22 protein-coding genes and 2 pseudogenes are annotated in these 25,503 nt (G+C 72.5%); 5 read left to right on the forward strand and 19 right to left on the reverse strand.

The genetic code is table 11. From position 1 onward, the window contains the following. From ACWCHM_RS25490 to ACWCHM_RS25540, 11 genes are all read right to left on the reverse strand, one after another. Entirely contained in the window at positions 1-1,032 is a 1,032-nt protein-coding gene (locus tag ACWCHM_RS25490; protein WP_281901082.1) for an NlpC/P60 family protein, read from the reverse strand. A gap of 28 nt (positions 1,033-1,060) precedes the next feature. Further along, on the reverse strand, positions 1,061-1,543 hold the full coding sequence (locus tag ACWCHM_RS25495) for a poly-gamma-glutamate biosynthesis protein PgsC/CapC (protein WP_204958716.1): 483 nt from the start codon (positions 1,541-1,543) through the stop codon (positions 1,061-1,063). Then, positions 1,540-3,378, reverse strand: a complete 1,839-nt coding sequence (gene pgsB / locus ACWCHM_RS25500) for a poly-gamma-glutamate synthase PgsB (protein ID WP_454220133.1) — start codon at positions 3,376-3,378, stop codon at positions 1,540-1,542. The genes ACWCHM_RS25495 and pgsB overlap by 4 nt, the downstream gene beginning before the upstream one ends. A gap of 1 nt (position 3,379) precedes the next feature. After that, entirely contained in the window at positions 3,380-5,647 is a 2,268-nt protein-coding gene (locus tag ACWCHM_RS25505) for a cache domain-containing protein (protein WP_454220134.1), read from the reverse strand. A 144-nt stretch (positions 5,648-5,791) separates the two neighbouring features. Beyond that, positions 5,792-7,084, reverse strand: coding sequence for a CapA family protein (locus tag ACWCHM_RS25510; protein ID WP_307821205.1), 1,293 nt, complete (start codon positions 7,082-7,084; stop codon positions 5,792-5,794). A 50-nt stretch (positions 7,085-7,134) separates the two neighbouring features. Beyond that, positions 7,135-10,026 carry a type I DNA topoisomerase gene (topA, locus tag ACWCHM_RS25515; protein WP_454220135.1) on the reverse strand — a complete coding sequence of 964 codons (2,892 nt, stop codon included), beginning with the start codon at positions 10,024-10,026 and terminating at the stop codon, positions 7,135-7,137. A gap of 462 nt (positions 10,027-10,488) precedes the next feature. Next, positions 10,489-11,091, reverse strand: coding sequence for a hypothetical protein (locus ACWCHM_RS25520; protein WP_372445975.1), 603 nt, complete (start codon positions 11,089-11,091; stop codon positions 10,489-10,491). Then, entirely contained in the window at positions 11,082-11,624 is a 543-nt protein-coding gene (locus tag ACWCHM_RS25525; RefSeq protein WP_204958711.1) for a hypothetical protein, read from the reverse strand. The genes ACWCHM_RS25520 and ACWCHM_RS25525 overlap by 10 nt, the downstream gene beginning before the upstream one ends. A gap of 95 nt (positions 11,625-11,719) precedes the next feature. Continuing rightward, positions 11,720-14,080 (reverse strand): sodium-translocating pyrophosphatase, encoded by a 2,361-nt coding sequence (locus ACWCHM_RS25530; RefSeq protein ID WP_204958710.1) that lies wholly within the window; start codon positions 14,078-14,080, stop codon positions 11,720-11,722. Positions 14,081-14,395: 315 nt separating this feature from the next. Beyond that, a complete protein-coding gene (locus ACWCHM_RS25535) occupies positions 14,396-14,830 on the reverse strand; it encodes an ATP-binding protein (protein ID WP_204925977.1) in 435 nt (144 codons plus the stop codon). Further along, positions 14,830-15,186 carry an STAS domain-containing protein gene (locus tag ACWCHM_RS25540; RefSeq protein ID WP_145917498.1) on the reverse strand — a complete coding sequence of 119 codons (357 nt, stop codon included), beginning with the start codon at positions 15,184-15,186 and terminating at the stop codon, positions 14,830-14,832. Before ACWCHM_RS25540 ends, ACWCHM_RS25535 begins: the two co-directional genes overlap by 1 nt. Before the next feature lie 132 nt (positions 15,187-15,318). Here ACWCHM_RS25540 and ACWCHM_RS25545 point away from each other — a divergent pair, with 132 nt between their 5' ends. The 3 genes from ACWCHM_RS25545 to ACWCHM_RS25555 all read left to right on the forward strand — a co-directional run bounded on the left by ACWCHM_RS25545 (position 15,319) and on the right by ACWCHM_RS25555 (position 18,871). Continuing rightward, on the forward strand, positions 15,319-17,709 hold the full coding sequence (locus tag ACWCHM_RS25545) for a DEAD/DEAH box helicase (RefSeq protein ID WP_281901098.1): 2,391 nt from the start codon (positions 15,319-15,321) through the stop codon (positions 17,707-17,709). A 167-nt stretch (positions 17,710-17,876) separates the two neighbouring features. Further along, positions 17,877-18,080: a hypothetical protein gene (locus ACWCHM_RS25550; RefSeq protein WP_088643464.1), complete on the forward strand. Its 204-nt coding sequence runs from the start codon at positions 17,877-17,879 to the stop codon at positions 18,078-18,080. Positions 18,081-18,292: 212 nt separating this feature from the next. Then, complete coding sequence (locus ACWCHM_RS25555; protein ID WP_204958708.1) at positions 18,293-18,871, forward strand: LURP-one-related/scramblase family protein; 579 nt, start codon at positions 18,293-18,295, stop codon at positions 18,869-18,871. Positions 18,872-19,179: 308 nt separating this feature from the next. Here ACWCHM_RS25555 and ACWCHM_RS25560 read toward each other — a convergent pair whose 3' ends face one another. From ACWCHM_RS25560 to ACWCHM_RS25595, 8 genes and pseudogenes are all read right to left on the reverse strand, one after another. After that, positions 19,180-19,563, reverse strand: a complete 384-nt coding sequence (locus tag ACWCHM_RS25560) for an Rv3654c family TadE-like protein (RefSeq protein ID WP_454220136.1) — start codon at positions 19,561-19,563, stop codon at positions 19,180-19,182. 242 nt (positions 19,564-19,805) lie between these two features. Further along, a pseudogene (locus ACWCHM_RS25565) lies at positions 19,806-20,150 on the reverse strand (TadE family type IV pilus minor pilin); the annotation flags it as partial. After that, positions 20,147-20,314: a DUF4244 domain-containing protein gene (locus ACWCHM_RS25570; RefSeq protein WP_013283643.1), complete on the reverse strand. Its 168-nt coding sequence runs from the start codon at positions 20,312-20,314 to the stop codon at positions 20,147-20,149. The gene ACWCHM_RS25570 and the pseudogene ACWCHM_RS25565, both read right to left, overlap by 4 nt. Positions 20,315-20,340: 26 nt before the next feature. Further along, complete coding sequence (locus ACWCHM_RS25575; RefSeq protein ID WP_454220137.1) at positions 20,341-21,066, reverse strand: type II secretion system F family protein; 726 nt, start codon at positions 21,064-21,066, stop codon at positions 20,341-20,343. Further along, positions 21,066-21,881 (reverse strand): hypothetical protein, encoded by an 816-nt coding sequence (locus ACWCHM_RS25580; RefSeq protein ID WP_204958705.1) that lies wholly within the window; start codon positions 21,879-21,881, stop codon positions 21,066-21,068. Before ACWCHM_RS25580 ends, ACWCHM_RS25575 begins: the two co-directional genes overlap by 1 nt. Further along, positions 21,878-22,867: pseudogene (locus ACWCHM_RS25585) on the reverse strand (TadA family conjugal transfer-associated ATPase); the annotation flags it as partial. The pseudogene ACWCHM_RS25585 and the gene ACWCHM_RS25580, both read right to left, overlap by 4 nt. Before the next feature lie 30 nt (positions 22,868-22,897). Next, positions 22,898-24,355: a recombinase family protein gene (locus ACWCHM_RS25590; RefSeq protein ID WP_454220138.1), complete on the reverse strand. Its 1,458-nt coding sequence runs from the start codon at positions 24,353-24,355 to the stop codon at positions 22,898-22,900. Further along, positions 24,355-24,747 carry a helix-turn-helix domain-containing protein gene (locus tag ACWCHM_RS25595; RefSeq protein ID WP_454220139.1) on the reverse strand — a complete coding sequence of 131 codons (393 nt, stop codon included), beginning with the start codon at positions 24,745-24,747 and terminating at the stop codon, positions 24,355-24,357. Before ACWCHM_RS25595 ends, ACWCHM_RS25590 begins: the two co-directional genes overlap by 1 nt. 274 nt (positions 24,748-25,021) lie before the next feature. Between ACWCHM_RS25595 and ACWCHM_RS25600 the strand changes: the two genes are divergently transcribed. Then, positions 25,022-25,291, forward strand: coding sequence for a hypothetical protein (locus tag ACWCHM_RS25600; protein ID WP_454220140.1), 270 nt, complete (start codon positions 25,022-25,024; stop codon positions 25,289-25,291). Further along, positions 25,288-25,470, forward strand: coding sequence for a hypothetical protein (locus ACWCHM_RS25605; RefSeq protein WP_454220141.1), 183 nt, complete (start codon positions 25,288-25,290; stop codon positions 25,468-25,470). The genes ACWCHM_RS25600 and ACWCHM_RS25605 overlap by 4 nt, the downstream gene beginning before the upstream one ends. The last annotated feature ends 33 nt before the right edge of the window (positions 25,471-25,503 follow it).

Here is a 25,503-nt window from a genome sequence, read left to right on the forward strand (position 1 = left end):
TCAGACCCGGCGCGCGGACAGGAACCGGCCCGACCAGTAGCCCGGCCCGTCCAGCAGCGACTCGCCGCCGAAGTCACCGAACGTCGGACCGTCCGCCTTGACCCGGCTGGAGAAGAACCGGTGGTGGCCGGCATCGTCGACGCCGAGATAGATGCCGGAGTGTTCGATGCTCGGGCCGGCGTTCGCACCGTGGTTGAAGAAGACCAGGTCGCCCTCCTGGAGCACGCCGTAGTCCCGGGCCGCCCGGCCGGTGTTCGGGATCAGCAACGCGCCCGGGCCGAAGCCGGCCATCGCGTACGCCCGGCGGGGCAGTCCGGCGCCCTTGGTGTTGGTGCCCCGCAACGGGTACTTCATCCGGTAGCCGTAGACCATCCGGATGAAACCCGAGCAGTCCAGACTGCGGAAGTGGTCCTTGGCCGGCCGCTCGTGCTTGCCGTCCGGGAAGTCCCACTCCACGCCGAGGTAGTCGTAGAAGTCGGAGTTCTCGGCGCGACCGTCCGGGTCGGCTGCCGAGAGCGGGCCGAAGGAGGCGTCGCCGGCGAACTGGCGGCCCTCGGCATCCTTGCGGGCGGGCGCGTCGTCCAGGTAGTCCATCGCGATGGCGAGGGCGTCCGGGCTGTCGTCCCCGACCGCCTTGTCCAGCCAGGGCCGGAACCAGGCCGCCTTCTCCTCACCGGCCTTCCACGGGGTCGGGGCGAGCCGGATCCAGGCGTCGGTGGTCACCGACGACGTGGTGAAGCGGGGCTCGGTGAAGGTCCGTTCCGGGCCGGAGACGCGTACCGTGCGGGCCTTGTCGGTGAACACCGCCAGCACCCGCCCGGCCGCGTCGCGGACCTGGGTCCGTGACGGTTTGCCCAGCCGGGCGAAGGTCAGCTCGGCGGACCCGACCGACGCCGCGCCCGGGGCGGCCACGCCGCCCGGCGGGGCGGTCGACGCGGACCGGTCGGGGCGGAGCGCCACGACGACGATCACACCCGCGGCGATCAGGACGACGGCCAGCGTCGCCCAGATCCCGTTCCTGCTCTGTGACACGGGGGATGCCTGCTTCCGTAGTCTCGGCTCAACTCACCGGCACCAGGCCGGCCAGGATGCCACTGAAGATGATCAGGTACGAACCCACGGAGACCGCCCCGGTGGCCAGGATCGTCGCCAGCGGTGGTTGACGGACCAACTGGTAGGCGATCAGGCCGGGCGCCACGAAGCCGAGGGTCTGGTGCGAGAACAGCAGTGGGAAGTCCTGCTGGATGATCAGGAAGAGGGTGGTCTGGAGCAGCACGCTGAGCAGCACGATCGCCGCGAACAGCCGCTTGCCGTAGAGGATGACCACCCGCTGCATGAGCCGGGTGAGCCCCCAGGTCACCCCGGTCATCGCGACGATCACCAACACCTGGCGGTACTCCTCGACCAGGGCCAGTGCCAACCAACCCGGCGTGATCATGCCGCCGGGGGAGAGATTGGTGGTGAGGTAGCAGGCCAGCGCGAGCACCAGCCCGACGCCCAGGCAGAGCGTGGACAGCTCGGGCGTCAGCTCTCCGTTGATCATGAGGAACTCCGGTAGACGGACGGCCGCCGATGCGACGACTGCGGATCGGGATCGGGGTGCGTCGGCGCGGTGCCGTCGGCCGGCGACCGGCGGATCCGGCCCCGGTGCGGATCGGGCTCCACCGGGGCCCGCTCCGGGAGCCCGCCCACCGCTCGGCCGCGCCGGGCCGGCGGCTCCTGCTCCGCCGGGCCGAACAGGTCCGGCTGGCCCGGGGACCCGGCGTGGTACCGGTCCAACTGCTCGGGAGCGAGGGCGGCGTACCGGTCCAGCTGCTCGGGGGCGAGCGCGGCGTACCGGTCCGGACGCCCGGGGGCGGGCACGCCGGGGCGTTCCGGCCCGTCGTACGGCCGGGGTCGGGGTGTCGGGGTGCCGGGCCACGCCGCCGGGGGCGCGGCGGGCACGGGCGGGTCGCCGTACGTCGTCGCCTGCCGCCGGGAGCCGCCGGAGGCCGGCCCCGGCCCTGCCGGTACGCCGTTCCGACCGACAGTTGCCCCGCCGACAGGCCGGGCAGGCGGACCAGCCGGCACAGAACGGGCAGGCGGAGCCGGCGGCACAGCACGCACAGCCGGAGCCGGCGGCACGGCACGCACAGCCGGAGCCGGCGGCACGGCATGAGCAGGCGGAGCCGGCGGCACGGCACGAGCAGGCGGGTCCTGGGATACCGGGCGGTCCAGACGGCCCAGCTGCGCGAGCAGGATCTCGCCCTGACCGTGGATGTTGCCGATCGCCAGCACCGAGGCGAACCCGTCGATGCTGCCGAGCACCCCGTCGAGCAGTTCCCCGGCCCCGATCCGGCCGCCCAGGTCGACCACCCGGTCCTGCCACTTCTCCTCGATCTTGAGGCGGGCACTCCGGGTCGGCTCACCGATCAGGATGACCCTGTCCGGGTCGATCCGGGAGACCAGCGCACCCATCTGGCCGTTCCGCTCCACCCGGTCCGGCCGGCAGTTGATCAGCACGTGCAGCGGTCGGGGGATCGACCCCTGTTCCTGCAACTGCTTGATGTTCATGAACGTCGACTCGGGGTCGTTGGCGGCGAAGATGTTCGCGAACCGCAGCGACGTGTCGCCCCGGCGGTACTCCTCGACGCTGAGCACCCCCGGATCGGGGGGCGCCGTCCACATTCCGGTCAGGGCGGCCTGCCGGGACACCCCGAGCAGTTCGGCCACCTTGAGGGCGATGGCCACGTTCTCCTTGAACGTGGTCCAGGTGAAGCCCGCCATCTCGTCGTCGGTGACCGACTCCGGGTCGACCGGGATCAGCTTGCAGGACCGCTTGTCCGCCTCCGCCTGCAGGATGTGCAGCCGGTCGGACTCGGCGGTGACGCAGATCCCGCCCACCGGCATGGACCGGCTCAGCGAACGGGCCACGTCGTCCAGGGTCGGCCCCATCTCGGCGAGATGGTCCTCCCGGACGTTGCAGAGGATGCCGATGGTCGACTGGATCAGCTTGGTCTGGTTCAGCTCCTGTAGCGGTGGCATGACCGCCATGCACTCGATCACCAGCGCGTCCGGGTAGTAGGCGGCGGCCCGGCGGACGATGCCGATCTGCTCCACCACGTTGGCGATACCGAACTTGCGGTAGACCGGTTCCTCGCTGGCGTCCGGGAAGATGAACCGGGCCGCCGTGCCGGTCGTCTTGGCCACCACGACCAACCGGCCACCGCGCAGCGCACCGGCGGTGAGCCGGGTGATCGAACTCTTGCCCCGGATGCCGTTGACGAGCACCCGCTGCGGGATGCGGTGCAGGCTGCGGTGATGGTTGCGCTGCTCGATGATGCCGCCGGCCAGCAGCCCGAGGCACGCGAGGAGGAACACCAGATAGAGGAAGAGCATCTCAGTCACCCCTGCGGGACGACCGGACACCACGGCTACCCGCCTTCCGCCGTGGCGGGATCTTCGTCATGATCGCCGTGGGCATGCCCTCGGTGCCACGTAGTCGCGCCGCACCGCCGAGCCGCTGCTCGCCGTGGACCGCCGCCTGACGACACACCTCCAGGCAGACCGCCACCGCGCCGATGTCGTCGTGCCAGCGCGGTGAGATCACCCGGCTGCTGTCCCCGCCGGCGAGGGTCGCCGCCTCCCGGGACAGGTTGCGCAACGGCCGGAGTTGGAAGAAGTAGTACCAGCTGAACAGCAGCAGACCGATGCCCGCCGCGACGACCGCCACCAGGAGCGCACCCTGACGCATCTCGTTGCCGGGCAGCGCGTAGTCGGTGACCGGGCGCTCGGCCACCACCGTCCACTCCAGGTGCGCCGCCGAACCCTCCAGCGCGACCGGCGCGGCGATCAACAACTCACGGTCACCGTCGACCTCCGCCACCCGGGCGTACGGCCTGCCGCTGAGCGCCTCCGCCGCCGCGGTCCGCACCTGCCCGCTGGAAACCTGCTCGAAGGCGAGGTAGCCGGCCGAATCCAGGATGTCCCGCTGGTCCACGTCGACCACCCGCAGTCGCCCGTCGACCCGTTCCAACAGCCGGGTCAGGTAGCGCACGTCGAACTCGGCGACCAGCGACCGCCCGTCCGCCAACTGCGTGTATGCGTAGACGATCGGCAGTCGGCCCTGCACGTCGTGCAGCACCACACCGCCCTCGCCCGGCAACGGACCACCGGGCCGCAGTGGGGCCCGGCCCACGCTGGTGATCACACTGCCGTTCGCCGACGCGAGGTAGCCGCTGCGGAACCTGCGGTTGTCGTCGAGCAGGCGGTCGAGCACCCGGCGCAGCTGGGCGGTGCCGGCGGTACGGTTGTCCGCGCCGATCAGGGCGAGCTTGGTGTAGCCACCGTCCAGGGTGTCGTCGACCGCGCTGGCCACGGCCGCGACCTGGTTCTCCGAGTCCCGCACCACCTGGGCCGGGAGGTCATCCTCGTGGGGGGCGAGGGTGGCCAGGATCCCGCCTGCGGCCAACAGCACCGCGACGACCGCCGTGACGACGACCAGACCTGCCGGGACACCGCCTGCCGGATCGTCCGGGCCGCGCTGCGCCGGGGTTGTCCGCTGCTGGGCGGCGAGCCTGCCGAACGCCGAGGCGATCCGGTTGACCTGGGCGTTCGCCGTCCTCGGCCGCCCCTGCACGGGGTTGCCCGAGGCCACCGCCTTGGCGTGGACGAGGAGCAGCCGCATCGGCCGGACCAGTCCGAACTGGAGGGTGAGCAGCACCGCACCCGCCCCCACCAGCAGGGCGAGCGCGGCCAGCAGGGGCTCCCGGGTGACCGCAGCGGCGGTGACCGGGACGTACACCAGGGAGACCACCACGACACCGACCTTGCCGACGGCGTCGGCGGTGGCCACCGGGGCGACCGGCACGGTCGGGTCCCGGTCGGCCGGGCCGGCGGCCGGTACGCCGGTGCGGGTGGCGGTGGGTACGCCTGACGTCGCACCCACCGCCCCGGCGATCAGCGCGTCCAGCGCGGGATCCGCCGGCACGGGCGCCCCCTGGACGAGGGACCGTCCCCCTCCGGGGACGGCGATCAGCACGGCCTGCCTCGCCTTCGGGTCCAGCCGCAGGGTGCGGATGTGCAGGTTCAGCTCGGCGACGAGCAGCCGGCCATCGGACAGCGGCTCGACCAGGAGCAGCCGGGGGTCGTTGCCCTCGACCACCGGCACGGCGATCCGGCCGGTGGCAGCGCCGGGGGGCGGCGTCACCGGTCGACCGACTGCGGCCACAGTGGACTTTCCGCCCGCGTCGAGGATGCCGACGCCCCGCCACTTCGGCTGGTCCGTGGTGAGCGCGGCGAGTTGGGTGGCCGCCCCGGCCGGCCGCGCGTCGTAGGCGGCGGCCGTACGGGTCAACTCCTCCCGGCTACGGGCGACCGAGCTGTCGAGGCCACGGGCGACCGCACCGACAAAGTCCCGCTGCGAATCGGTCACGGCCCGGGGCACGCCGGTCTCGTTGTCGCGGCCCAGGTAGCCGAAGGCGAAGACGGCGAGCAGGGTGAGCAGCAGGGCGGCCACCAGTGCCGGCGTACCGACCCCGGTCAGCAGACGGGGCTGCGGAAGCTGCTTCTCCAGGCTGATCAGACGCCAACGGGCCAGCTCTCCCGGCCCGTCCTCGGGGTGGTGGAGTCCCGCCCGCCCCGGCGGCGGCGGTGGCGGATGGTTCATCCACGCACCCGCAGCAGACAGTCCTCACCCATGAAACCGTTCCTCCCCGTGGACCAGCCGGCGTGCGAGGCTAACAGCGCTCACCGCCCGCCGGATGGCGCGATTCGCCAACTATCGAGCGAATCGGATATTCAACCGTGTGATTTACCCGTTCGGCGTGGCCGAACTACCGGGCGGGCCAAGAACCTCAAGACCATCCGCTGCTCCGCCACGGGCCAACAGGTAGCCCCGGATGCGGGCGGCAGCAGCCCGGTAGACCTCCCGGCGGTGCGCCGGGGTCGTCGGATCCGCCAGCGCGGTGGACAGGTCCACCAACCGGATGTCCGGATTCAGATTGATCCAGGTGGGAATGGCCTCGGCCCGGGTCACCCGCCACTTCCCCTTGGCCGTCTCGGTGAAGGTGAACCGCCCCATCACCCCCTCCCGGTTGGCGGGGATCGGCTCGGCGTGCCGGGCGACCTGGTTGCCCATCCCGTAGACGACCCACTTCTGGCCGATCTTCTCCATCGGCTGCACCACGTGCGCATGGTGACCCAGGATCAGATCGATGTCCGGGGACGCGATCAACACCTTCGACCACTCCTCCTGCCTGGCGTCCGGCAGGTTCTCGTACTCGGTGCCCCAGTGCAGGCTCAGCACCACGATCTCCGCGCCCGCCGTACGCAGCTTGCGTGCCGCCGCGAGGATCCTGGGTGGCTCGATGAGGTTGGCGATCCAGTCCTTGCCCGCCGGCCGTCGCAGCCCGTTGAAGTGCAGGCTGTAGGCCAGGTGCCCGACCCGCACCCCGTTCTTGGTGTAGATCCGTGGGGTGAGCGATTCCTTCTTGGTCCGTGCGCTGCCGGTGTGCCCGATCTTCGCGGCGTCCAACGCGTCCAGGGTGCGGACGACCCCCGCCTCGCCCTGGTCGATGGTGTGGTTGGACGCCGTCGAGCAGGCATCGAAGCCGGTGCCCCGGATCGCGTCCACCACCTGCGGGGGGACGCTGAACTTCGGGAAGCCGACGAACGGCCCGTCCGGCTTGGCCAGCGGGGTCTCCAGGTGGCAGATCGCCAGGTCCGCACCCTCGACCGCCGGGCGGGCGTGCCGGAACAACGGGTTGAAGTCGAGCGCACCGGGACGTCCTGCGCGCTTGGCGTCCCGACCTGCCTGATGGGTCAGCTCGGGGTGCACCAGCACGTCGCCGGCACCCAGGATGGTGAACAGCCGGCGGCCGGAGGAGTCCTGGCGTACGGCCGGGTCGGGCGGGGTGGTCACCGGCCCGACCTCGGCGACCGGCGCACCGACGCCGACGCCCGGCGGGTCAGCCGGCGAATCGCCACGCGTCCCGCTGGTACGCCAGACGATCAGCCCCGCTCCGGCCAGCACCGTGCCGACGAGGGCGACGATGCCCGCCACCTTCAGCGGCCGGCCGCCACCCGCACTCTCCGATTTGGACACCGCGACAGAGTAGGCCATCGCGCACCGAACGTGAGGCCCATTTCAGCGGCTCACTCGCCGTCGGCAGCCACCGTGGCCTTGCGGGGAGCAGCCTTGCGGGCCGGCGTCTTCGTGGCCGCCGTGGCCTTCTTGGTCGCGGTGGCCTTGGTCGCGGTGGCCTTGGTCGCGGTGGCCTTGGTCGCGGTGGCCTTCGCCGTGGTGGCCTTGGCCGCCGCCGTCGTCTTCCTGGCCGCCGCCGTCTTCTTGGCGGGCGCCTTCTTGGCCGGGGCCTTCTTCGCCGCCGCCTTCTTCGGGGCCGGGCCCTTCGCCCGCTTCTCGGCCAGCATCTCCGACGCCTGCTCGATGGTCAGTTCCTCCGGGGTCTGCCCGCGCCGCAGCGACGCGTTGAACTCCCCGTCGGTGACGTACGGCCCGAACCGGCCGTCCTTGATCACCAGTGGCTTCTCGGTCAGCGGGTCGACACCCATCTCGCGCAGCGGGGGCGCGGCGGCCCGACGCTGACGGGTCTTCGGGGCGGCCAGCAGCGCCAGCGCCTCGTCGAGGGTGACGGTGAACATCTTGTCTTCCGAGTCCAGCGAGCGGAACTCGTCACCACGCTTGACGTACGGGCCGTAGCGGCCGTTGTTGGCGACGACCTCCGCGCCATCCGGGGCGACCCCGATCACCCGGGGCAGGCTGAGCAGCTTCAACGCCTCGTCGAGGGTGAGCGAGTCGGGCGTCTGCGTGCGCAGCAGCGACGACTTGCGCTCGCCGCTGGCCACGTACGGGCCGAACCGGCCGGACTTGAGCAGGATCGGTTCCCCGGTGGCCGGGTCGTCGCCGAGCTTGCGTTCGCCGCCCCCGCCGAGGAACAGCTCGTGCACCTTCTCCGGGGTCAGCTCGTCGGGGGCCAGCCCCTCCGGGATCGGCGCCCGGTCGCCCTGGCCGCCGCCCTCCTCACCGTCGGCCTTCGGTGCCGGCTGCTCGCCGGGCAGGGCCCGTTGCAGGTACGGCCCGAACCGGCCGACCCGGACGACGACCTCGCGCCCCTCGTCGTCGGTGTGCAACGGGATCGAGTTGACGCTGCGCGCGTCGATCTCGCTGAGGTTCTCGGTGACCAGCTTCTTCAACCCGCCCGCGTGGGCGATGGCCTGGTCACCGGTGCCGTTGCTGCTGCCGAAGTAGAACGCGGTGAGGAAGTCGACGGCGGCGTGGTCGCCCCCGGCGATCTCGTCCAGCTCGTTCTCCATGCTGGCGGTGAAGTCGTAGTCGATCAGGCGCGGGTAGTGCCGTTCCATCAGCCCGATCACCGCGAACGCCAGGAAGGTCGGGATCATCGCCTGGCCGCGCTTGGTGACGTAGCCCCGGTCCTGGATCGTCTGCATGATCGACGCGTATGTCGAGGGACGCCCGATGCCCAGCTCCTCCAGCGCCTTCACCAGCGACGCCTCGGTGTAGCGCGACGGCGGCTGGGTGTGGTGGCCCTGCGCGGCCAACTCGTCGGCGGTCAACGGCTGGTCCTTGACCAGGGTGGGCAGCCGGCGCTCGGCGTCCTCGGCCTCGGCGTTCTCGTCGTCGCTGGACTCGACATACGCGCGCAGGAAGCCCGGGTCGGTGATGGTCTTGCCGGTGGCGCCGAAGTCGGCCTCCTCCTGGGCGACGGAGACCGCCCGGATACGCACCGAGACACTGGAGCCGACCGCGTCAGTCATCTGCGAGGCGATGGTGCGCCGCCAGATCAGCTCGTAGAGCTTGAACTCCTCGCCGGACAGCTCCTTGGCCACGTCGCCCGGGGTGCGGAAGTTGTCCCCCGCCGGGCGGATCGCCTCGTGCGCCTCCTGGGCGTTCTTGACCTTGCCGGTGTAGCGGCGCGGCTCCGGTGGCACGCTGCGCTCGCCGTACAGCTCGACGATCTGCCGGCGGGCCGCCGTGATGGCCGTCTCGGAGAGGTTCACCGAGTCGGTACGCATGTAGGTGATGTAGCCGTTCTCGTAGAGCCGCTGCGCGGTGCGCATCGTCTGCTGCGACGAGAACCGCAGTTTGCGGGCCGCCTCCTGCTGGAGGGTGGAGGTGATGAACGGCGCGTAGGGGCGACGACGGTAGGGCTTCTCCTCGACCCGGGTGACGGTGAACGGCCGCCCGTCGAGCCGGGCCGCCAGCCCACGGGCACCGCTCTCGTCGAGGTGAACCACGCCCGCGCCGGGCCGCACCCGGCCGGTGGTCGGCTCGAAGTCCTTGCCGGTGGCGACCCGGTCGCCGTTGAGCGCGACCAGTGTGGCGTTGAAGGTGCGCGGGCCCTCGCCCGGCTTCGCCACCGCGAGGGTGGCGAGGATGTCCCAGTACTCCGCGGTGCGGAAGGCCATCCGCTGGCGTTCCCGCTCGACCACGATCCGGGTCGCCACGGACTGCACCCGGCCCGCCGAGAGCCTCGGCATGACCTTCTTCCACAGCACCGGGGATACCTCGTAGCCGTAGAGCCGGTCGAGGATGCGGCGGGCCTCCTGGGCGTCGACCAGGTCCCGGTCGATCTCCCGGGGGTTGGCCACCGCGGCCTGGATGGCCGGCTTGGTGATCTCGTGGAAGACCATCCGCTTGACCGGCACCTTGGGCTTGAGGGTCTCCACCAGGTGCCAGGCGATCGCCTCGCCCTCGCGGTCCTCGTCCGTGGCCAGGAAGATCTCGTCGACCTCCTTGGCCAGCTTCACCAGCTTGCTGATCTGCTGCTTACGGTCGGCCGAGACCACGTAGAGGGCGTGGAAGCCGTTGTCGACGTCCACCCCGAGGCGGGCCCACGGCTCGCCCTTGTACTTGGCCGGCACGTCGGCGGCGTTGCGGGGCAGGTCCCGGACGTGGCCGAAGCTGGCCTCCACGACGTACCCCGGGCCGAGGTAGCCCGAGATCGTCTTGGCCTTCGCCGGTGACTCGACGATGACCAGACGGGTGGTTCCAGCTCTGCTCGGCACGTCTCTCCCCGACCTCGCTCCTGCTCCAGGCCCGTTTCGGGCCGTGTTGCGCCCGCCGGACCACGGTTGGTCCGGATGTCCAACGTAACGCGCCGCCCAGGTTCCGGGTCCCGGGGGCGGCAAACAGCGTCCGCGCGGCGGCACCGCCGACGCCGCACGGCCTCAGTGACCGGACGGCGCCACCGTACACCGTGGGTAGGCCCCGAAGTGGGCCACGGTGACGACGTCGGCCCTCCGACCTGGGCGAATCCCGGTGTTCACGGAGTGAGACGACCAGCATACTGTCCGCGATCCCGTCCATGATCGGACACCCCGCCCCGTCTCGACTGATCGACTCCGCATCCGGTCGCTCCGATACCGCAATGCGGCCCCGTCGAGTCGATCACCACCCGGCCCACGGGTCGCGGTGGGCAGCGGCGGGCCCGGGCGGGACGGTCACGGCCAGAGGCCCGGGCAGGGGGGTCACGGCCAGAGGTCGGCGGGGGCGGCCGGCGGGCGGTCGCCGACCAGCTCGGCCAGCCGGGCCAGCCGTCGCCCACCGATCCGGTACGCCGGACCACCCGCCTCCACCTCCACCAGCGCCGCCGGCAGACCCACCACCGCGAGCGCCGCCCGCACCACCGGCCACCACGGCTCGTCCCGCCGGTCGAGGCGCAGCAGCAGCCCGGCGTCGTCGGCCGCCCCGGCGGCGGCCAGCCACAGCCGCAGCCGCCGCCCGTGCAGGTGGAACCGGGGCGGTGGTCGCTTGACCCCACCGGGCAGCCAGGCCGTCGCCAACGGCGCCAACGTGGTCAGGTACGGGGTGCGCACGACATAGCGCTGCTCCCCGGTCGACTCCCAGCCCGCCGCGAGCCCCCGCCGGGCCAACTCGTCGACGAGCACGTGCACCCGCCAGGCCGCGTCCACCCCGACGGACAACCGGGCGGTACGACCCATCCGGTGCACCTCCCCCGGGCCGGCGAGCAGCCCGGCCAGGTCGGCGACGGACGGATCGGCCGCCTCGGTGCCGAACAGCGAGAGCTGACGCCCCGGTTCCCCGGGCGGGTCGGCACGCCTCAGCGACACTCCGGAACCTCGTCGAAGGCCTGTTTGAGCTCTGTCGAGTTGAGTCGCCCGGTGTCCAGCGCGCTCGCGTCGTACTCCTGGTTGAGCGTGTCGACCGCGGCCTGGACGCCGTCGTAGAAGGCGGCGGCCCGGGTGGTGTCCAGGGCGTCGATGGTGTCCCCGGCGCGGCCGTAGGCGTCCCTGATCTTCGCCAGGGAGGTGCGGAACCCCTTCGACACCTCGTCGCCGTGGTCGGTCTCCGGGATGCCGGCGTCGGCGATCCGGCGGCGGGCCGTCTCGCTCGCCTGCTCGGCGCCGCCGAAGAGCCGCACCAGGTTCTCCTTCGCCTGCGCCGGGGTGGTCTGCGCGGTCATCTGCTGGTGGGTGCTGCTGGTGAGCTTGCTGATCTCGGCCCGCCAGGGGGTGAGCGCCTCGCAGACCGACGCCGCCCAGGCCCGGGGGCTGGGCCCGCCACCACACCCGGCCACGACGAGTACGACCGCGACGAGGACCACCGTGAGCTTCCCGGCGTCACCCGCCCGACACGTACGCATGCGTTGCAGCGTACGGCCTCCGGGCGATTGCGCCAGCGGTCAGGTTTCACGGCGCAGCGGGCCCCCGCAGGACCGGGGACCCGCCGCGTCGTGACTCAGGCGTTGGCGGCTTCGACCCGCTTCGGGTCGTTGCCCGTGCCGGTGCCGCCACCGTCCGGGGTGGAGTCCATGGCGACGCCCTTGCGCTTGCTGAACACCACCGCCGCGACCACGATCAGGGTGGCGACCACCGCGACCGTCAGGCGCAGCGGGGTGTTCCGGTCGTCGCCGACGCTCCAGGCCACCACGGCCGGCGCGATCAGCAGCGAGACCAGGTTCATCACCTTGATCAGCGGGTTGATCGCCGGGCCGGCGGTGTCCTTGAACGGGTCGCCGACGGTGTCGCCGATGACCGTCGCCGAGTGCGACTCGGAACCCTTGCCGCCGTAGGAGCCGTCCTCGACGAGCTTCTTGGCGTTGTCCCACGCGCCACCGGAGTTGGACAGGAAGACCGCCATCAGGGTGCCCGCCCCGATCGCCCCGGCCAGGTAGGAGGCCAGCGCGCCGGGGCCGAGGCCGAAGCCGACCGCGATCGGGGCGAGGATGGCCAGCAGGCCGGGGGTCATCAGCTCGCGCTGCGCGTCCCGGGTGCAGATGTCGACGACCTTGCCGTACTCGGGGCGCTGGGTGCGGTCCATGATGCCGGGCAGCTCACGGAACTGCCGGCGGACCTCCATCACCACCGCGCCGGCCGAGCGGGACACCGCGTTGATGGCCAGCCCGGAGAAGAGGAAGACCACCGCCGCGCCGATGATCAGACCGACCAGGTTGCGCGGGTTGGCGACGTTGAGCGCGTTGAGGATCTCGCTGGCGACGTCCCCGACGCCCGCGTCGGAGTACGCGGTGCTCAGCGTGTCGGTGTACGAGCCGAACAGCGCGGTGGCCGCGAGGACGGCGGTGGCGATCGCGATGCCCTTGGTGATCGCCTTGGTGGTGTTGCCGACCGCGTCGAGTTCGGTGAGGATCCGCGCGCCGTTCTCGTCGATGTCGCCGGACATCTCGGCCACGCCCTGTGCGTTGTCGGAGATCGGGCCGAAGGTGTCCATCGCGACGATCACGCCGACGGTGGTGAGCAGGCCGGTGCCGGCCAGCGCGACCGCGAACAGCGACAGGGTGATGGAGCTGCCGCCGAGCAGGAACGCGCCGAAGACCCCGGCACCGATCAGCAGGGCCGAGTAGACCGCCGACTCCAGGCCGACGCTGATGCCGGCGAGGATGACGGTGGCCGGGCCGGTCTGCGAACTCTTGCCGATGTCCTGCACCGGACGCCTGTTGGTCTCGGTGAAGTAGCCGGTCAGCGCCTGGATGGCGGCGGCCAGCACGATGCCGATGACGACCGCGCCGATGGCGACCACGCGGGGGTTCTGGTCGACGTCGGTGAGCCCGCCCTCCAGCTCGCCGAAGCTGGCCGGCAGGTAGAGGAAGGCGGCGACCGCGACCAGCACCGCGGAGATGACGGCGGAGAGGTAGAAGGCCCGGTTGATGGCGGTCAGGCCGTTGCGGTCGGAGGGGCGCAGCCGGGTGATGAAGACGCCGACGATGGCGATCAGCACCCCGATGGTGGAGATGATCAGCGGGAAGACCAGCCCGTCCTCGCCGAACGCGGCGCGGCCGAGGATCAGCGCGGCGACCAGCGTCACCGCGTACGACTCGAAGAGGTCGGCGGCCATGCCGGCGCAGTCGCCGACGTTGTCGCCCACGTTGTCGGCGATGGTGGCGGCGTTGCGCGGGTCGTCCTCGGGGATACCCTGCTCGACCTTGCCGACGAGGTCGGCCCCGACGTCGGCGGCCTTGGTGAAGATGCCGCCGCCGACCCGCATGAACATGGCGAGCAGGGCGGCACCGAAGCCGAAGCCCTCCAGCACGGTCGGCGCGTCGCCCTTGAACAGCATGACCACGAGCGCCGCGCCGAACAGGCCGAGGCCGACGGTGAGGAAGCCGACCACGCCGCCGGTGCGGAAGGCGATCTTCATGGCGGCTTCCCGGCCACCGGCCGCCTCCCGGGCCGCGGCGGCGACCCGCAGGTTGGCCCGGGTGGCCAGCCACATCCCGGCCCCGCCGATGAACGCGCTGAACAGGGCGCCGACCACGAAGAACGCGGACCGGCCGATCTTGACCGCCAGTTCGCTGCCGTCGGTGTCGTGCACCGGTAGCAGGAAGAGCAGTACGACGGCGACGACCACGAAGATCGCCAACGTCCTGAACTGCCGGAGCAGATAGGCGGAGGCGCCCTCCTGCACCGCGCCGGAGATCTCCTGCATGTTGGTGGTGCCCTTACCGGCTGCCAGCACGGCCTTGGTCAAGGCGGCGGCGAAGACGAGTGCCACCAGCGCGATGACCGCGGCGATGACGACGTACGTCACGTTCTCTCCGGTGAGGGACAGCGCGCCGCCTTCGGCGGCCAAGGTCCCGGACATCTATGTCCTCCTGTACCGAACACTGTCGCGCCGGCCAGTGGACGTATGACCGACGCCTGGATGCGGTGGCGCACGTGCTCCGACCCGCCGCCACGGAAGATGATCAACATCCATATCCGCTGGCTGCGGGAACGATCACGTACTGACAACCCACAGACTGTAGCCCCGGCCAGTGTTGGAGGTCACACCTGGGGGACGCCGTGTCCGGATGATCTCTGTAACTGTGTTATGAGAAAAAATCTGATATAGGAGGCCATCGACGCCGCGAGGCCGCGACCCACCAAGGGTCACGGCCTAACATACGTACAGTGACGATCAGCGACCGACCGGCCACACCATCCGGACCTCGGTCCCGATCCCCTCGGCCACCGGCCGCACCTGGAGGTCCTCCACGAAACCGGCGAGCAGCGCGAAGCCCACGCCCGTGGTCAGCGCCTCGTCGGTCAACGCCTCGTTGGCCAACTCGTCGGCGTTCAACGCGGCCAGGCCCAACCCCGCCTCGATCGGCGCCCGGTCCACCACCCGCACCGAATACGCTCCGGAGTCGGACATCTCCACCAGCACCGGGTCCGCCAGCCCGTACTGGTGGTGCAGGGCGACCGCCCGGGTGCACGCCTCACCGATGGCCAGCCGTACCTCGTCGAGCAGATCCTCCCGGACCCCGGCCCGACGGGCCACCGCCACACCGACCAGGCGGGCGGTACGCACGTGCACCGGCGCCGGCGAGAAGGAGAGCCGGACCGTCGCCATCACGCGCCGGAGCCGGTGGGGTCGGCGGCGATCGCCGCGTCCACCGTCGGGTGCAGGGGGAAGACCTGGTCCAGGGCGGTGATCCGGAAGATCTTCAGCAGCGGCTCCTTGTCACAGACCAGGGCGAACGAACCCCCGGCCGACCGCAGCCGCTTCAGGGCGCCGACCAGCACCCCCAGGCCGGTGGAGTCGAGGAAGTCCACCCGCCCCAGGTCGACGACCACCCGCCGGGCCCCGCCGTCGATCAACTCCAGGAGCCGTTCGCGCAGTCGGGGTGCGGTGTAGACGTCCACCTCACCGCCGACCTCGAGCACCGTGTGCTCCCCCACGGTGCGGGTCGCCAGCGACAGCTCCATCAGTCCTCCTCCGAGAGCCGTAAACTCTCCTGGGCATCTAACCATCCCCGCCGGACGGCCCGGCGGGGTCACCGGCGGCGGCTCCTCCATACCCACCGGCCCGGTTGTTCAGCACCGAACACCAGTGCGAGAGTGCAGGACGTGAACCCCGCAGCCACCGCGACCGCAGGCCCCGGCACCGGGCGGGGCCCGGCCGAGCTGCTGCACCGGCTACGGACCCGCCATCCGGTCGACCCGGTCACCCACGTCGAGCGGGTACCGGCCCGCGCCGGGCAGCAGGCCCCCTGGCCGCAGTGGGCCCCCGAGGAGCTCCGGGCGGCGTTCGCCCGACGCGGCGTCACCGCCCCCTGGCGGCACCAGGCCCAGGCCGCCGAGCTGGCGTACGCCGGGCAGCACGTCGTCGTGGCCACCGGCACCGCGTCCGGCAAGTCCCTGGCGTACCAGCTCCCGACCCTGGCCGCGTTGCTGGCCGACCCCCGGGCCACGGTGCTCTACCTGGCCCCCACCAAGGCCCTCGCCGCCGACCAGCTGCGCGCCGTCGCCGGCCTCGACCTCGACGGGGTACGCCCCGCCACCTATGACGGGGACACCCCGCGCGCCGAACGGGAGTGGATCCGCCGGCACTCCCGGTTCGTGCTGACCAACCCGGACATGCTGCACCACGGCCTGCTGCCCGGCCACACCCACTGGTCGGGGTTCCTGCGCCGGCTGACGTACGTGGTCGTCGACGAGTGCCACACCTACCGGGGCGTGTTCGGCTCGCACGTGGCGCACGTACTGCGCCGGCTGCGCCGCCGGTGCGCGCAGTTCGGCCGTACCCCCGTGTTCCTGCTCGCGTCGGCGACGTCGGGTGACCCGGCGGCGACCGCCGGGCGGCTCACCGGCCTGCCCGTCACCGCCGTCACCGAGGACACCTCGCCGCGCGGCGGGGTCACCTTCGCGCTCTGGGAACCGCCGCTGCTGCCGCCGCCCGCCGACGTCGGGGCCGTCGCCGACGACCTGATCCAGGTCCGCCGGTCGGCGCTGCGGGAGACCGCCGACCTGCTCGCCGACACCGTCGCCGAGGGGGTACGCACGCTCGCCTTCGTCCGGTCCCGGCGCGGCGCGGAGGTGGTCGCCGCGAACGCCCGCCGGGCGCTGGACGAGGCGGTGCCCGGCCTCGGCGAACGGGTGGCCGCCTACCGGGCCGGTTACCTGAAGGAGGAACGCCGGAAACTGGAACGGGCCCTGCTCCACGGCGACCTGCTCGGGCTGGCCTCGACCAACGCGCTGGAACTCGGCGTCGACCTGGTCGGGCTGGACGCGGTGCTGATCTGCGGCTGGCCGGGCACCCGGGCGTCGCTGTGGCAGCAGGCCGGCCGGGCCGGGCGCTCCGGCGACGAGGCGCTCGCCGTGCTGGTGGCCCGGGACGACCCGCTCGACACCTACCTGGTGCACCATCCGGAGGCGCTGTTCGGCCGCCCGGTCGAGGCGACGGTGCTCGACCCGGCCAACCCGTACGTGCTCACCCCGCAGCTCGCCTGCGCCGCCGCCGAGTCCCCGCTCACCCCGGCCGACCTGGAGCTGTTCGGTGACGGGGCGAAGGAGGCCGTCGACGAGCTGGTGCAGGCCGGTGACCTGCGGCAGCGGCCCACCGGGTGGTACTGGCGGCACCGGGAACGCCCCGAGATCGATCTGCGTGGCCAGGGCGGGGCGCCGGTCTGCGTGGTGGAGGAGTCCACCGGACGCCTGCTCGGCACCGTCGACGGCGGCTCGGCGCACTTCCTCGTCCACCCGGGGGCGGTCTACCTGCACCAGGGCGTCTCGTACGTGGTCGACGCGCTGGACCTCGACGACGGGTGCGCGCTGGTGCACGCCGAGGAGCCGGACTGGTCCACCCACGCCCGGGACGTCACCTCGCTCTCCGTGGTGTCGGTCCGCTCGTACCGGGACGCCGGCCCGGTCGGGCTCTTCCTCGGCGAGGTGGACGTCACCAGTCAGGTGGTCTCCTACCAGCGTCGCCGGATCGCCTCCGGCGAGGTGATCGACACCCGCCCGCTGGACCTGCCGGCCCGGGAACTGCGCACCGTCGCGGTCTGGTTCACGCTCTCCCCGCAGTCGCTGGCGGCGGCCGGGGTCGAGCCGGCGGACGTGCCGGGGGCGCTGCACGCCGCCGAGCACGCCGCGATCGGGTTGCTGCCGCTGATGGCCACCTGCGACAGGTGGGACATCGGCGGGCTCTCCACCGCCCTGCACCCGGACACCGAGGCACCCACCGTGTTCGTCTACGACGGCCACCCCGGCGGGGCCGGCTTCGCCGAGCGGGCCTACCGGACGGCGGCGGCCTGGCTGGGTGCCACCCGGGACGCCGTCGTCGAGTGCGGCTGCGAGTCGGGCTGCCCGTCCTGCGTCCAGTCCCCGAAGTGCGGCAACGGCAACAACCCGCTGTCCAAGTCGGGCGCGGTCCGGGTCCTCGACGTGGTCCTGGCCAACCTGTCCGCCATCGCCGCCGCGCCCGCCCAGCCGGGCCCGGCCGACCGGTGACGGGGACCCGGCCGGCGGTCGTGTCGTGGGTGGTCGCCATTGACTCCCGGGATCGCGCTTGAGCGGAACGACATCTGGGCATTGATGCATGGGAGCGCTTCCATCGATAATCGGAAGTGCCCTGCCAGCGCCGACCCCGCCGTTCATGCCGACCCGGAGGAGAAGCCGTGGCCGACACCATCGCCGAGACCGTCGACCTGCTCTACACGATCGACCAGGACAATCTCACCCCCGACCAGCTGATCGCGCTGGGTGCCGCCCTGGCCAGCCTGGCCCAGGCGGAACGTCTGGACCAGATCAACGAGCGGCTGCGGGGCATCCACCAGGTGCTCAACACCTGGGCGCTCAAGGCGACCGCCGACGGACGCTGACGGCGGCGACCGACCGGCGACGGCGGGCGTCGACGGGGGGCGGCCGCCGGCCGACGGCGGGCGCTGACCGAGTTGGCCGCCGGCCGCCGGCGGGCGCTGACCGAGTTGGCCGCCGGCCGCCGGCGGGCATCGACAGGGGTGGCCGCCGGGCGCTGACGGGCGCTGGTCGGAGGGTTGTGCGAGACTCCGGCGCACCCTTCGGAGGAGTTCTCATGCAGTTGGACAGTTTGCAGGCACAGCACCAGTTCCACGTCCGGCAGCGGATCCGGATGATGGTCAACCAGTACGAGGTCCGGGCCGTGGCGGCGGACGGCACCGAGGGCGAGTTGCTGGCGTTCGCGCAGCAGAAGCGACTCGCCTTCAAGGAGCAGGTCACCATCTACACCGACGACTCCAAGCAGCACCCGCTGCTCGGGTTCAAGGCCCGGCAGCGGCTCGACCTCGGTGCCACATACGACGTGACCGACCACGCCGGCACACCGATCGGGCTGTTCCGCAAGGACTTCGCCCAGTCGCTGCTCCGCTCGACCTGGCACGTCGAGCAGGCCGGCCTGCCGGCGGTCACCGGCCAGGAGCGCAGCATGCCGGTGGCACTGCTGCGCCGGTTCGTCGACTCGTTGTCCTGGCTGCCGTACCACTTCGACTTCACCGCCGGTGGTCAGCCGGTGTTCTCGGTGATCAAGAAGTGGGGCCTGCGGGACCGCTACGTCGTCGAGGTGCCGCATCCGCAGATCGACAGGCGACTGGTGATCGCCATGGCCATCGGCCTGGACGCGCTCCAGGGCCGCTGAGCCACCCGGTTCGGGGTCGGGCCGGCCCGCCCTGTTCCGGGGTGGGCCGGCCCGCCCTGTTCCGGGGTGGGCCGGCCCGCCCTGTTCCGGGATGGGCCGGCCCGCCCTGTTCCGGGATGGGCCGGCCTTGATCCAGGGCGGGCCTGCCTGTTCCAGGCGGTCCCGTCCGGGGCCGGCGCTCCGGCGGGTCGACCCCGGACCGGTCACCGCCGGACCGGCCATCCCCGAACCGGTCACCTCCGAACCGGTCAGCCCCGAACCGGTCAGCCCCGGATCGGTCGGCCCCGGATCGGTCGGCCCCGGATCGGTCAGCCTCGGACCCGGACCGGGCCGGCGCGGGCGGTGGCGGTGGCGTGCCGCCGCAGCCCCGGCAGCGGAGTGACCGCCACCTCGACCGTCACCACCACGTCGAGCCCGTCAGCGCGGCAGGTGACCAGCCGGGCGGCATTGGCACGGACGAACCCGTCGGCGGTCGCACAGGCCACGCCGGCACCCTGCCGCGCCGCACCGGCCCCCGCCAGGGCACCGAAGTCGGCAGCGACCCGGGCCTGGTGTCGCGCCAGCCGGGCCGCGCCGATCGCCGCCCCGAACAGCCCGACCAGCACGAAGACCAGACCGACGGCGAGCAACAGCACGGTGGCCCCACCCCGCTCGGCGACGTCACCGCGCCCCTTCCTCCCGGGGCCCGTCACCCCGGCGCGGCGAGTGGCGCGCTCGGGTCGGCATCCGCAGCTCACGAGTGGCCTTCCGGCGTGTCCGCACCGGGTCCACGCGCAGCGGACGCCTCCGGCATTGGTGCGTCCACGGTTGGTGCGTCCGGTTCCGGTACGCCAGGTTGCCGCATGTCTGGCTGTGGTGCCTCCGGTTGCGGTGTGGCCAGTTCCGGTGCGCTTGGCTGCGGTGCGGGTTGCGGCGTGCCCGGCTGTGGTGCGCCCGGTTCGACGGCGGCGACCGTGCCGGCCTCGACGGTGAGTCGGGGCAGCCGGGCACCGAGCGCTCGGACGGGCGCGCGGACCGTCGCGATGACCCGGCCCTCGTCCACCACGATCGACACGACCGCCGCCTCCGGTGCGATCCGGGTGCCCGCACTGGTCCCGTCCTCGCCCCGGGAGGCAGCGAGCGCCGCCTCCCGGGCCGCGTCCAGGCAGGCCGCCTTCGTGGTGACCGCGTCGACGGCGGTGATTCCGGCGAACAGGAGCAGGAGCAGCGCCGGCAGGCCGGTCGCCAGTTCGGCGGTGAACGAGCCCCGATCCCGACCGGCCGGCCGGCGCGGTCTCACTTCAACGCCCGATCGATGACGGCCGTCAGCGCGGACTGCACGTTGCCCGAGGTGAGCACCTTGAGCAGGATGCCGGCGAAGGCGACTGCGGCGAGGGTGCCCACGGCGTACTCGGCGGTGTTCATCCCCGCGTCCCCGCGCAGCCGGGTGAGGAGTTTGCGCATCGCTCGTTCCCTTTCTCGATGTTGGGTCACAGCACGTCGCCGAGGACGGCGACGATCACCGGCACCAGGCCGGCGAGAATGAAGGCCGGTAGGAAACACAGGCCCAGCGGCAACACGATCAGTACGCCGGCCCGCCGGGCGGACGCCTCCGCAGCCGTGGAGCGGTCGGCCCGCAGGTCGTCGGCGACACGGCCGAGGGCACCGGCCAACGCCGCCCCGCTGCGCGACGAACGCAGTGCCGCGGCTACCACCCGGTCCGCCCCGGGCACCGGTGCCAGGTGGGCCCACGCCTCCGACGGCTCGCCGCCGAGCAGCAGCGTCCGCCCGATCCGGGCGAGTCGGGCGGCCAGTGGGCCGTCCACCGCGTCGGCCACCGCGAGCACCGACCGGTCCACCGGTGCGCCGGCCCGCATCGCCGCCGCCAGCAGGTCAGCGGCGAGCGGCAGGTCGGCGGCCTCCCGCAACCGGCGTTCCCGTACCGCAGGCGGGGTGATCCGGCGCAGTAACCGGTCCGTCACCGGGGCGGTCAACGCCCCGCCCAGCGCCCCGGGCCAACCGCCCACCAGCAGCAGGACCGCCACACCCGCCAGGACGGCCCCGAGTCGTGTCCGGTCCGGCCACCAGCCCGGTCGGCTCCGGCCCGCGCGCCGGCCGGTCAGGACGTTCCACCGCCGGCCGGCCCGGTTGCCGCGCACCGCGACCAGCAGCGCGGCCAGGACCAGGCAGCCGGCCGACAACTGCGCCGGGGACATCACCCACCTCCGCCAGGCACGACGCCCAGCCGCTCGGCCCAGAGCAACCCGCCGGCCTGAAGGCCCATCGCGGCGAGGGCACACCCGGCACCGATCGGGGTGTGCAGCAGCACCGCCAGCGGATCGACGCCGATGCCGTAGCCGAGGGCGATGCCGCCGAGCGGGAGCGCGGCAAGCAGCAGCGCGGTGGCATTGGCCCCGGCCGCCTGGGCAGCGGCACCGGCCAGTCCCCGGTCGAACGCCCGCGCGTCGGCCTCGACGCGTTCCAGGAGTTCGGCCAGGGGCGCTCCGGTCCGGTCGGCGAGCCGGACCGCCGACCGGGTCAGCCGGGCGAGCCGGTCCACTCCGGCCGGGTCGTCGCCCGGTCGCGCTGCGCCGGGTTCCTGGTTCGGCGCGGCGTCAGCGGGGACGGGCAGACCGGCCCGCAGGTCGGCGGCGAGCGCCCCGAGCCGGTCCAGGTGGCGACGACGTTCCCGGCCGACCTGCCCGGCGAGCCGCCGCCGGTGCACGGCACGCGCCCCGAGCATCCCGTAGCCGGCCAGGAGGAGTGCGGCAACCGGTCCGGCGGCGAGGCCACCCGTACCGGCACCGACGAGACCGGCCAACAGCAGGACCCGCCTCGGCGGGCCGGACACCAGCCGACGCGCCAGCCGGCGACCGGGCGTCGACCGGTGGGGGTCGCCGGGTTCCGGTCCGGGACGTGGCGGTGCGGGGAGCACGCTGCGGCGTCGGCGTCGACTGCTGCGTACCGGCCAGGCGACCGCCAGGGCCGCGCCGGTCAGCAGGACCGCGACCAGCCACAACGGCGACGTCATGCCCGCCCCGTCGCGCCGGGTCGGGGTGCCCGCAACAGAGGCGGCACCGGCACTCCCCGGTCGCGGAGCAGGATCGCGAGACCGGGCCCGGCCGGTCCGACGCCCTGCCCACGTACCCAGGCGGGCACCACCGTCACCAGCCGGTCGGGGCCGTCGGCCAGCAGCAGGCAGATCGACTCCACCAGTCGGCCGTCGGGGCTCCGACGTACCTGGACCAACACCTGGAGCGCGGCGGTGACCTGCGCGTGCAGCGCCGCCCGGGGCAGGCCGCCGAGCAGCCCGAGCGCCTCCAGCCGAGCCGGCACGTCGGCCGGGGTGTTGGCGTGCAGGGTTCCCGCCCCTCCGTCGTGGCCGGTGTTGAGCGCGGCCAGCAGATCGACCACCTCGGCGCCCCGGCACTCGCCGACGACCAGCCGGTCGGGACGCATCCGCAGCGCCTGCCGGACCAGTTCGCTCAGCCCGATCACGCCCGCGCCCTCCACGTTGGCCGTCCGGGCCTGGAGACCGACCACGTGCGGGTGCACCGGGTGCAGTTCGGCGGCGTCCTCGACCAGCACGATGCGTTCCGTCGTCGGCACCAGGCCGAGCATCGTGTTGAGCAGGGTCGTCTTGCCCGAGCCGGTGCCGCCGGTGACCAGGTAGGCCAGACGGGCGGCCACCACCGCGGCGAGCACCGGGGCGACCGACTGCGGCACGGTGCCCTGCTGGACCAGCTCGTCGAGGGTGAACGGCCGGTGCCGGAAGGTGCGCAGCGACAGGTAGGGCCCGTCGGTCGCCACCGGAGGCAGCACGGCGTGCAACCGGGTGCCGTCGGGCAGTCGGGCATCCGCGCAGGGTGAGCCGTCGTCGAGCCGACGACCGGCGGCGGCGGTGAGCCGTTGGGCGAGCCGGCGTACGTCGTCGACCGTGCCGAGCGGCACCGCCACCTGGTGCAGCCCGGTGCCCCGGTCGACCCAGACCCGCAGCCCGTTCACGAGCACGTCGGTGCTATGCGCCGAACGTGACCGAGACTCCCGTCAGCGCCACTGCACTTCGATCCGCTCCCCCACCGGCTGGCGGTACCGCGTCGCGGGTTGCAGCGTCACGGTGACGAGCACCTGCCGCAGCGCCCGATTCCGTTCCGCGCCGCTCATCTCCGGCCACAGGGCGAGCAGCTTCTCCCCGACGGACACCACCAGCTCAGGTGCCGCCGTCTCGACGACAGACCTGGACTCGGCCAGGTTCTGCGTGAGCTGTGCCTCGGCGGCACGCAGCTCGGCCATCGTGTCCTCGTAGGTGCGGTCGTCCAGCTGCTCGCGCGCCCACCGCTGCGTCGCCCTGGCCATCGCCCGCCGCGTCGCCTCAATCTCCCGCTGGGTGACCTCTGCATCGATGCCGGCCCGTGTCGCCCGAGCCAGGTGCGCCCGTCGTGCCGTCACGTCCCCGCGCAGCCGTTCGATTCGCTGCCGAACCTGCTCCAGCACGGCGCTCTCCACCGTCGCCAGGTTCGGCTGGCCGCAACCTCGGCAGGCGCTGACCATCTCGAACTGCCCTCGGCAGTAGATGCCGGGCCCGTCCTTCCGCCTGGCCCGGGGCCGGATGTTCGTGTGCCCGCCGCAGACTCCGCATCGGCCGATGCCCGACATGCTGTAGCGGGCTTCCTGGAGGCGGGGGTGCACCCGCCGGTCTGCCTCGATTCGCGCCTGGACGCGGGCGAAGGTCTCCTCGTCCGTGAGCGGCGGGTGGGCGCCCGGCGTCTCCACGACGCCCGCCTGCCCTCGGCTGTGCACGACCCCCAGGTAGGTGCGGTTCGCGAGGAGCAGCTTGAGGCTGGTTGCCGCGATGTGCGTTCCGGTGGCCGCTTGGATACGGCGGCGCAACTCCCGAGGGTTGGTCCCGGCGGCGTAGTCGCGGAAGGTCGCGGTGATCACCGGCGCGAGCAGCGGGTCCGGTTCCAGGCGCCCGTCCGGTCCACGCCGGTACCCGGTGGGTGGCCGGCCGTGGTGGCGTCCCTGCTCGGCGCGGCGGGCGATGGTCGCCGACCAGGCACGCCCGATCTCGCGCGCCCGGTACTGGGCGAGGTTGAGGAGGTTGATGAGCATCATCTCGCCGGCGGGCGTGCTGGTGTCGATGTGCTCGCAGGCCGAGATGATGGTGACGCCGGACTCGGACAGCTCGCGTAGGACGAGGAGGCTCTCCAGGACGTCGCGACCGAAGCGGCTGACGTCGTACACGGCGATGGCGTCGATCTGCCCGGCGCGGGCCATGTCACGGATGCGGTCGATGCCGTCGCGGACGAAGTGGCGTCCGGTGACGTCGATGTCGCTCACCACGCCGATCTCCCTCATGCCGGTGGTGGCGCGACGCATCGCGGAGGTCTGGACGTCGGGGCTGTGGAAGTCCTCGCCGCCGCGGCCCATCAGCGCCGACACCCGGACGTAGAGAACGACGCGGGTGGGTCGGTCGGGTACTGCGGCGAGGGGACGACGGGCCATCAGCTTGCGGCGCGACCCTCGTCGCGCTCGGTGCGGTCCGCCAGGTCAGCCAGGTACTTCAGGGTGGCCCTGATGGTTGCTCGTTCGGCCTCGCTGGCGTCGGGTGACTTCAGCCGCCGGACGATGATCCGGAGGTCTTCGTCGAACTCGTCTTCCATGGCACCGGAGTTGCTGGCCGCGCGCAGGGCAGTGCCCACCTCGTCGCCGAGCGCGGTGGCGATGGCCTGGACGCTGGCCATGTTGGCCCCGCCCTTGCCGGACATCCACTTGAAGATCGTGCCCCGATGGATGTTCGACTCACGTGCCAGCTTTGCGACGCTCCAGCCGGGGCGGTCCGTCATCCGGCGTAGGTACTCCGCCCAGCTCTCCCGGATCTCCTGACCGTCGCTCATGTGCCCACGGTAGGCGGTGGCGAACGGGTCCTGGTTGGTTGACGGGCGTCGCTTTTTTGCGGCGCTCAGCAGCAGGCCAGAGCGTCTCCTGACCCGTCGCACTCCGGCGACTACTTCCCATTGCGGCATGACGTCCACTCCTCCATATGTCGCGTCAACGCGACGATACGGCAGGCATCGTCCGGATGACTAGACCTCCGCCGGACGGGCGAGAACGTCACCTTCTTGCGCCCAATCCTTGCGTCGCACTATCGCGACGGTCTACGGTGCTGACATGCAAGCGACGCAGAATGACGACGCTTTGACCTCTCGAAGCGACGCGAAAATTCGTCTCCGCCTTGAGGTGTACGACGCGCTCGCAGCCCAGCGGAACGTCCGGAAGGTTGTGGCTCAGGCCCGACTTCACGGCATCGGCCGCCAGCACATGTTCGACATCCGTTCTGGGCGACACCTGCCCGGCCTGCCGCTGGCGATGCGTATGGCCAGTGACATGGGCACCACGGTCGAAGCCCTGTTCGAGCGGGTGCCGGAGGTGGCGTCGTGACGCACCCGCCGGGCGGACCGCACACGCCGCCGCCTCCATCCGGTCCCCGAGTCCCCCAGGTCGCTCCGCTCGACCCCGACAGCCCTGAGGGGCGTCGCGTCGCCGACGACCTGTCGCAGGTGCTCGCCGAGATCGAGATCGAGATCGAGCGGCGCAAGGCCGCGCAGCTCGCGGCCTGACCCCCACCCAACCCACCGAGGAGTCCGTCATGA

This window comes from Micromonospora sp. SCSIO 07396 (assembly GCF_053667945.1).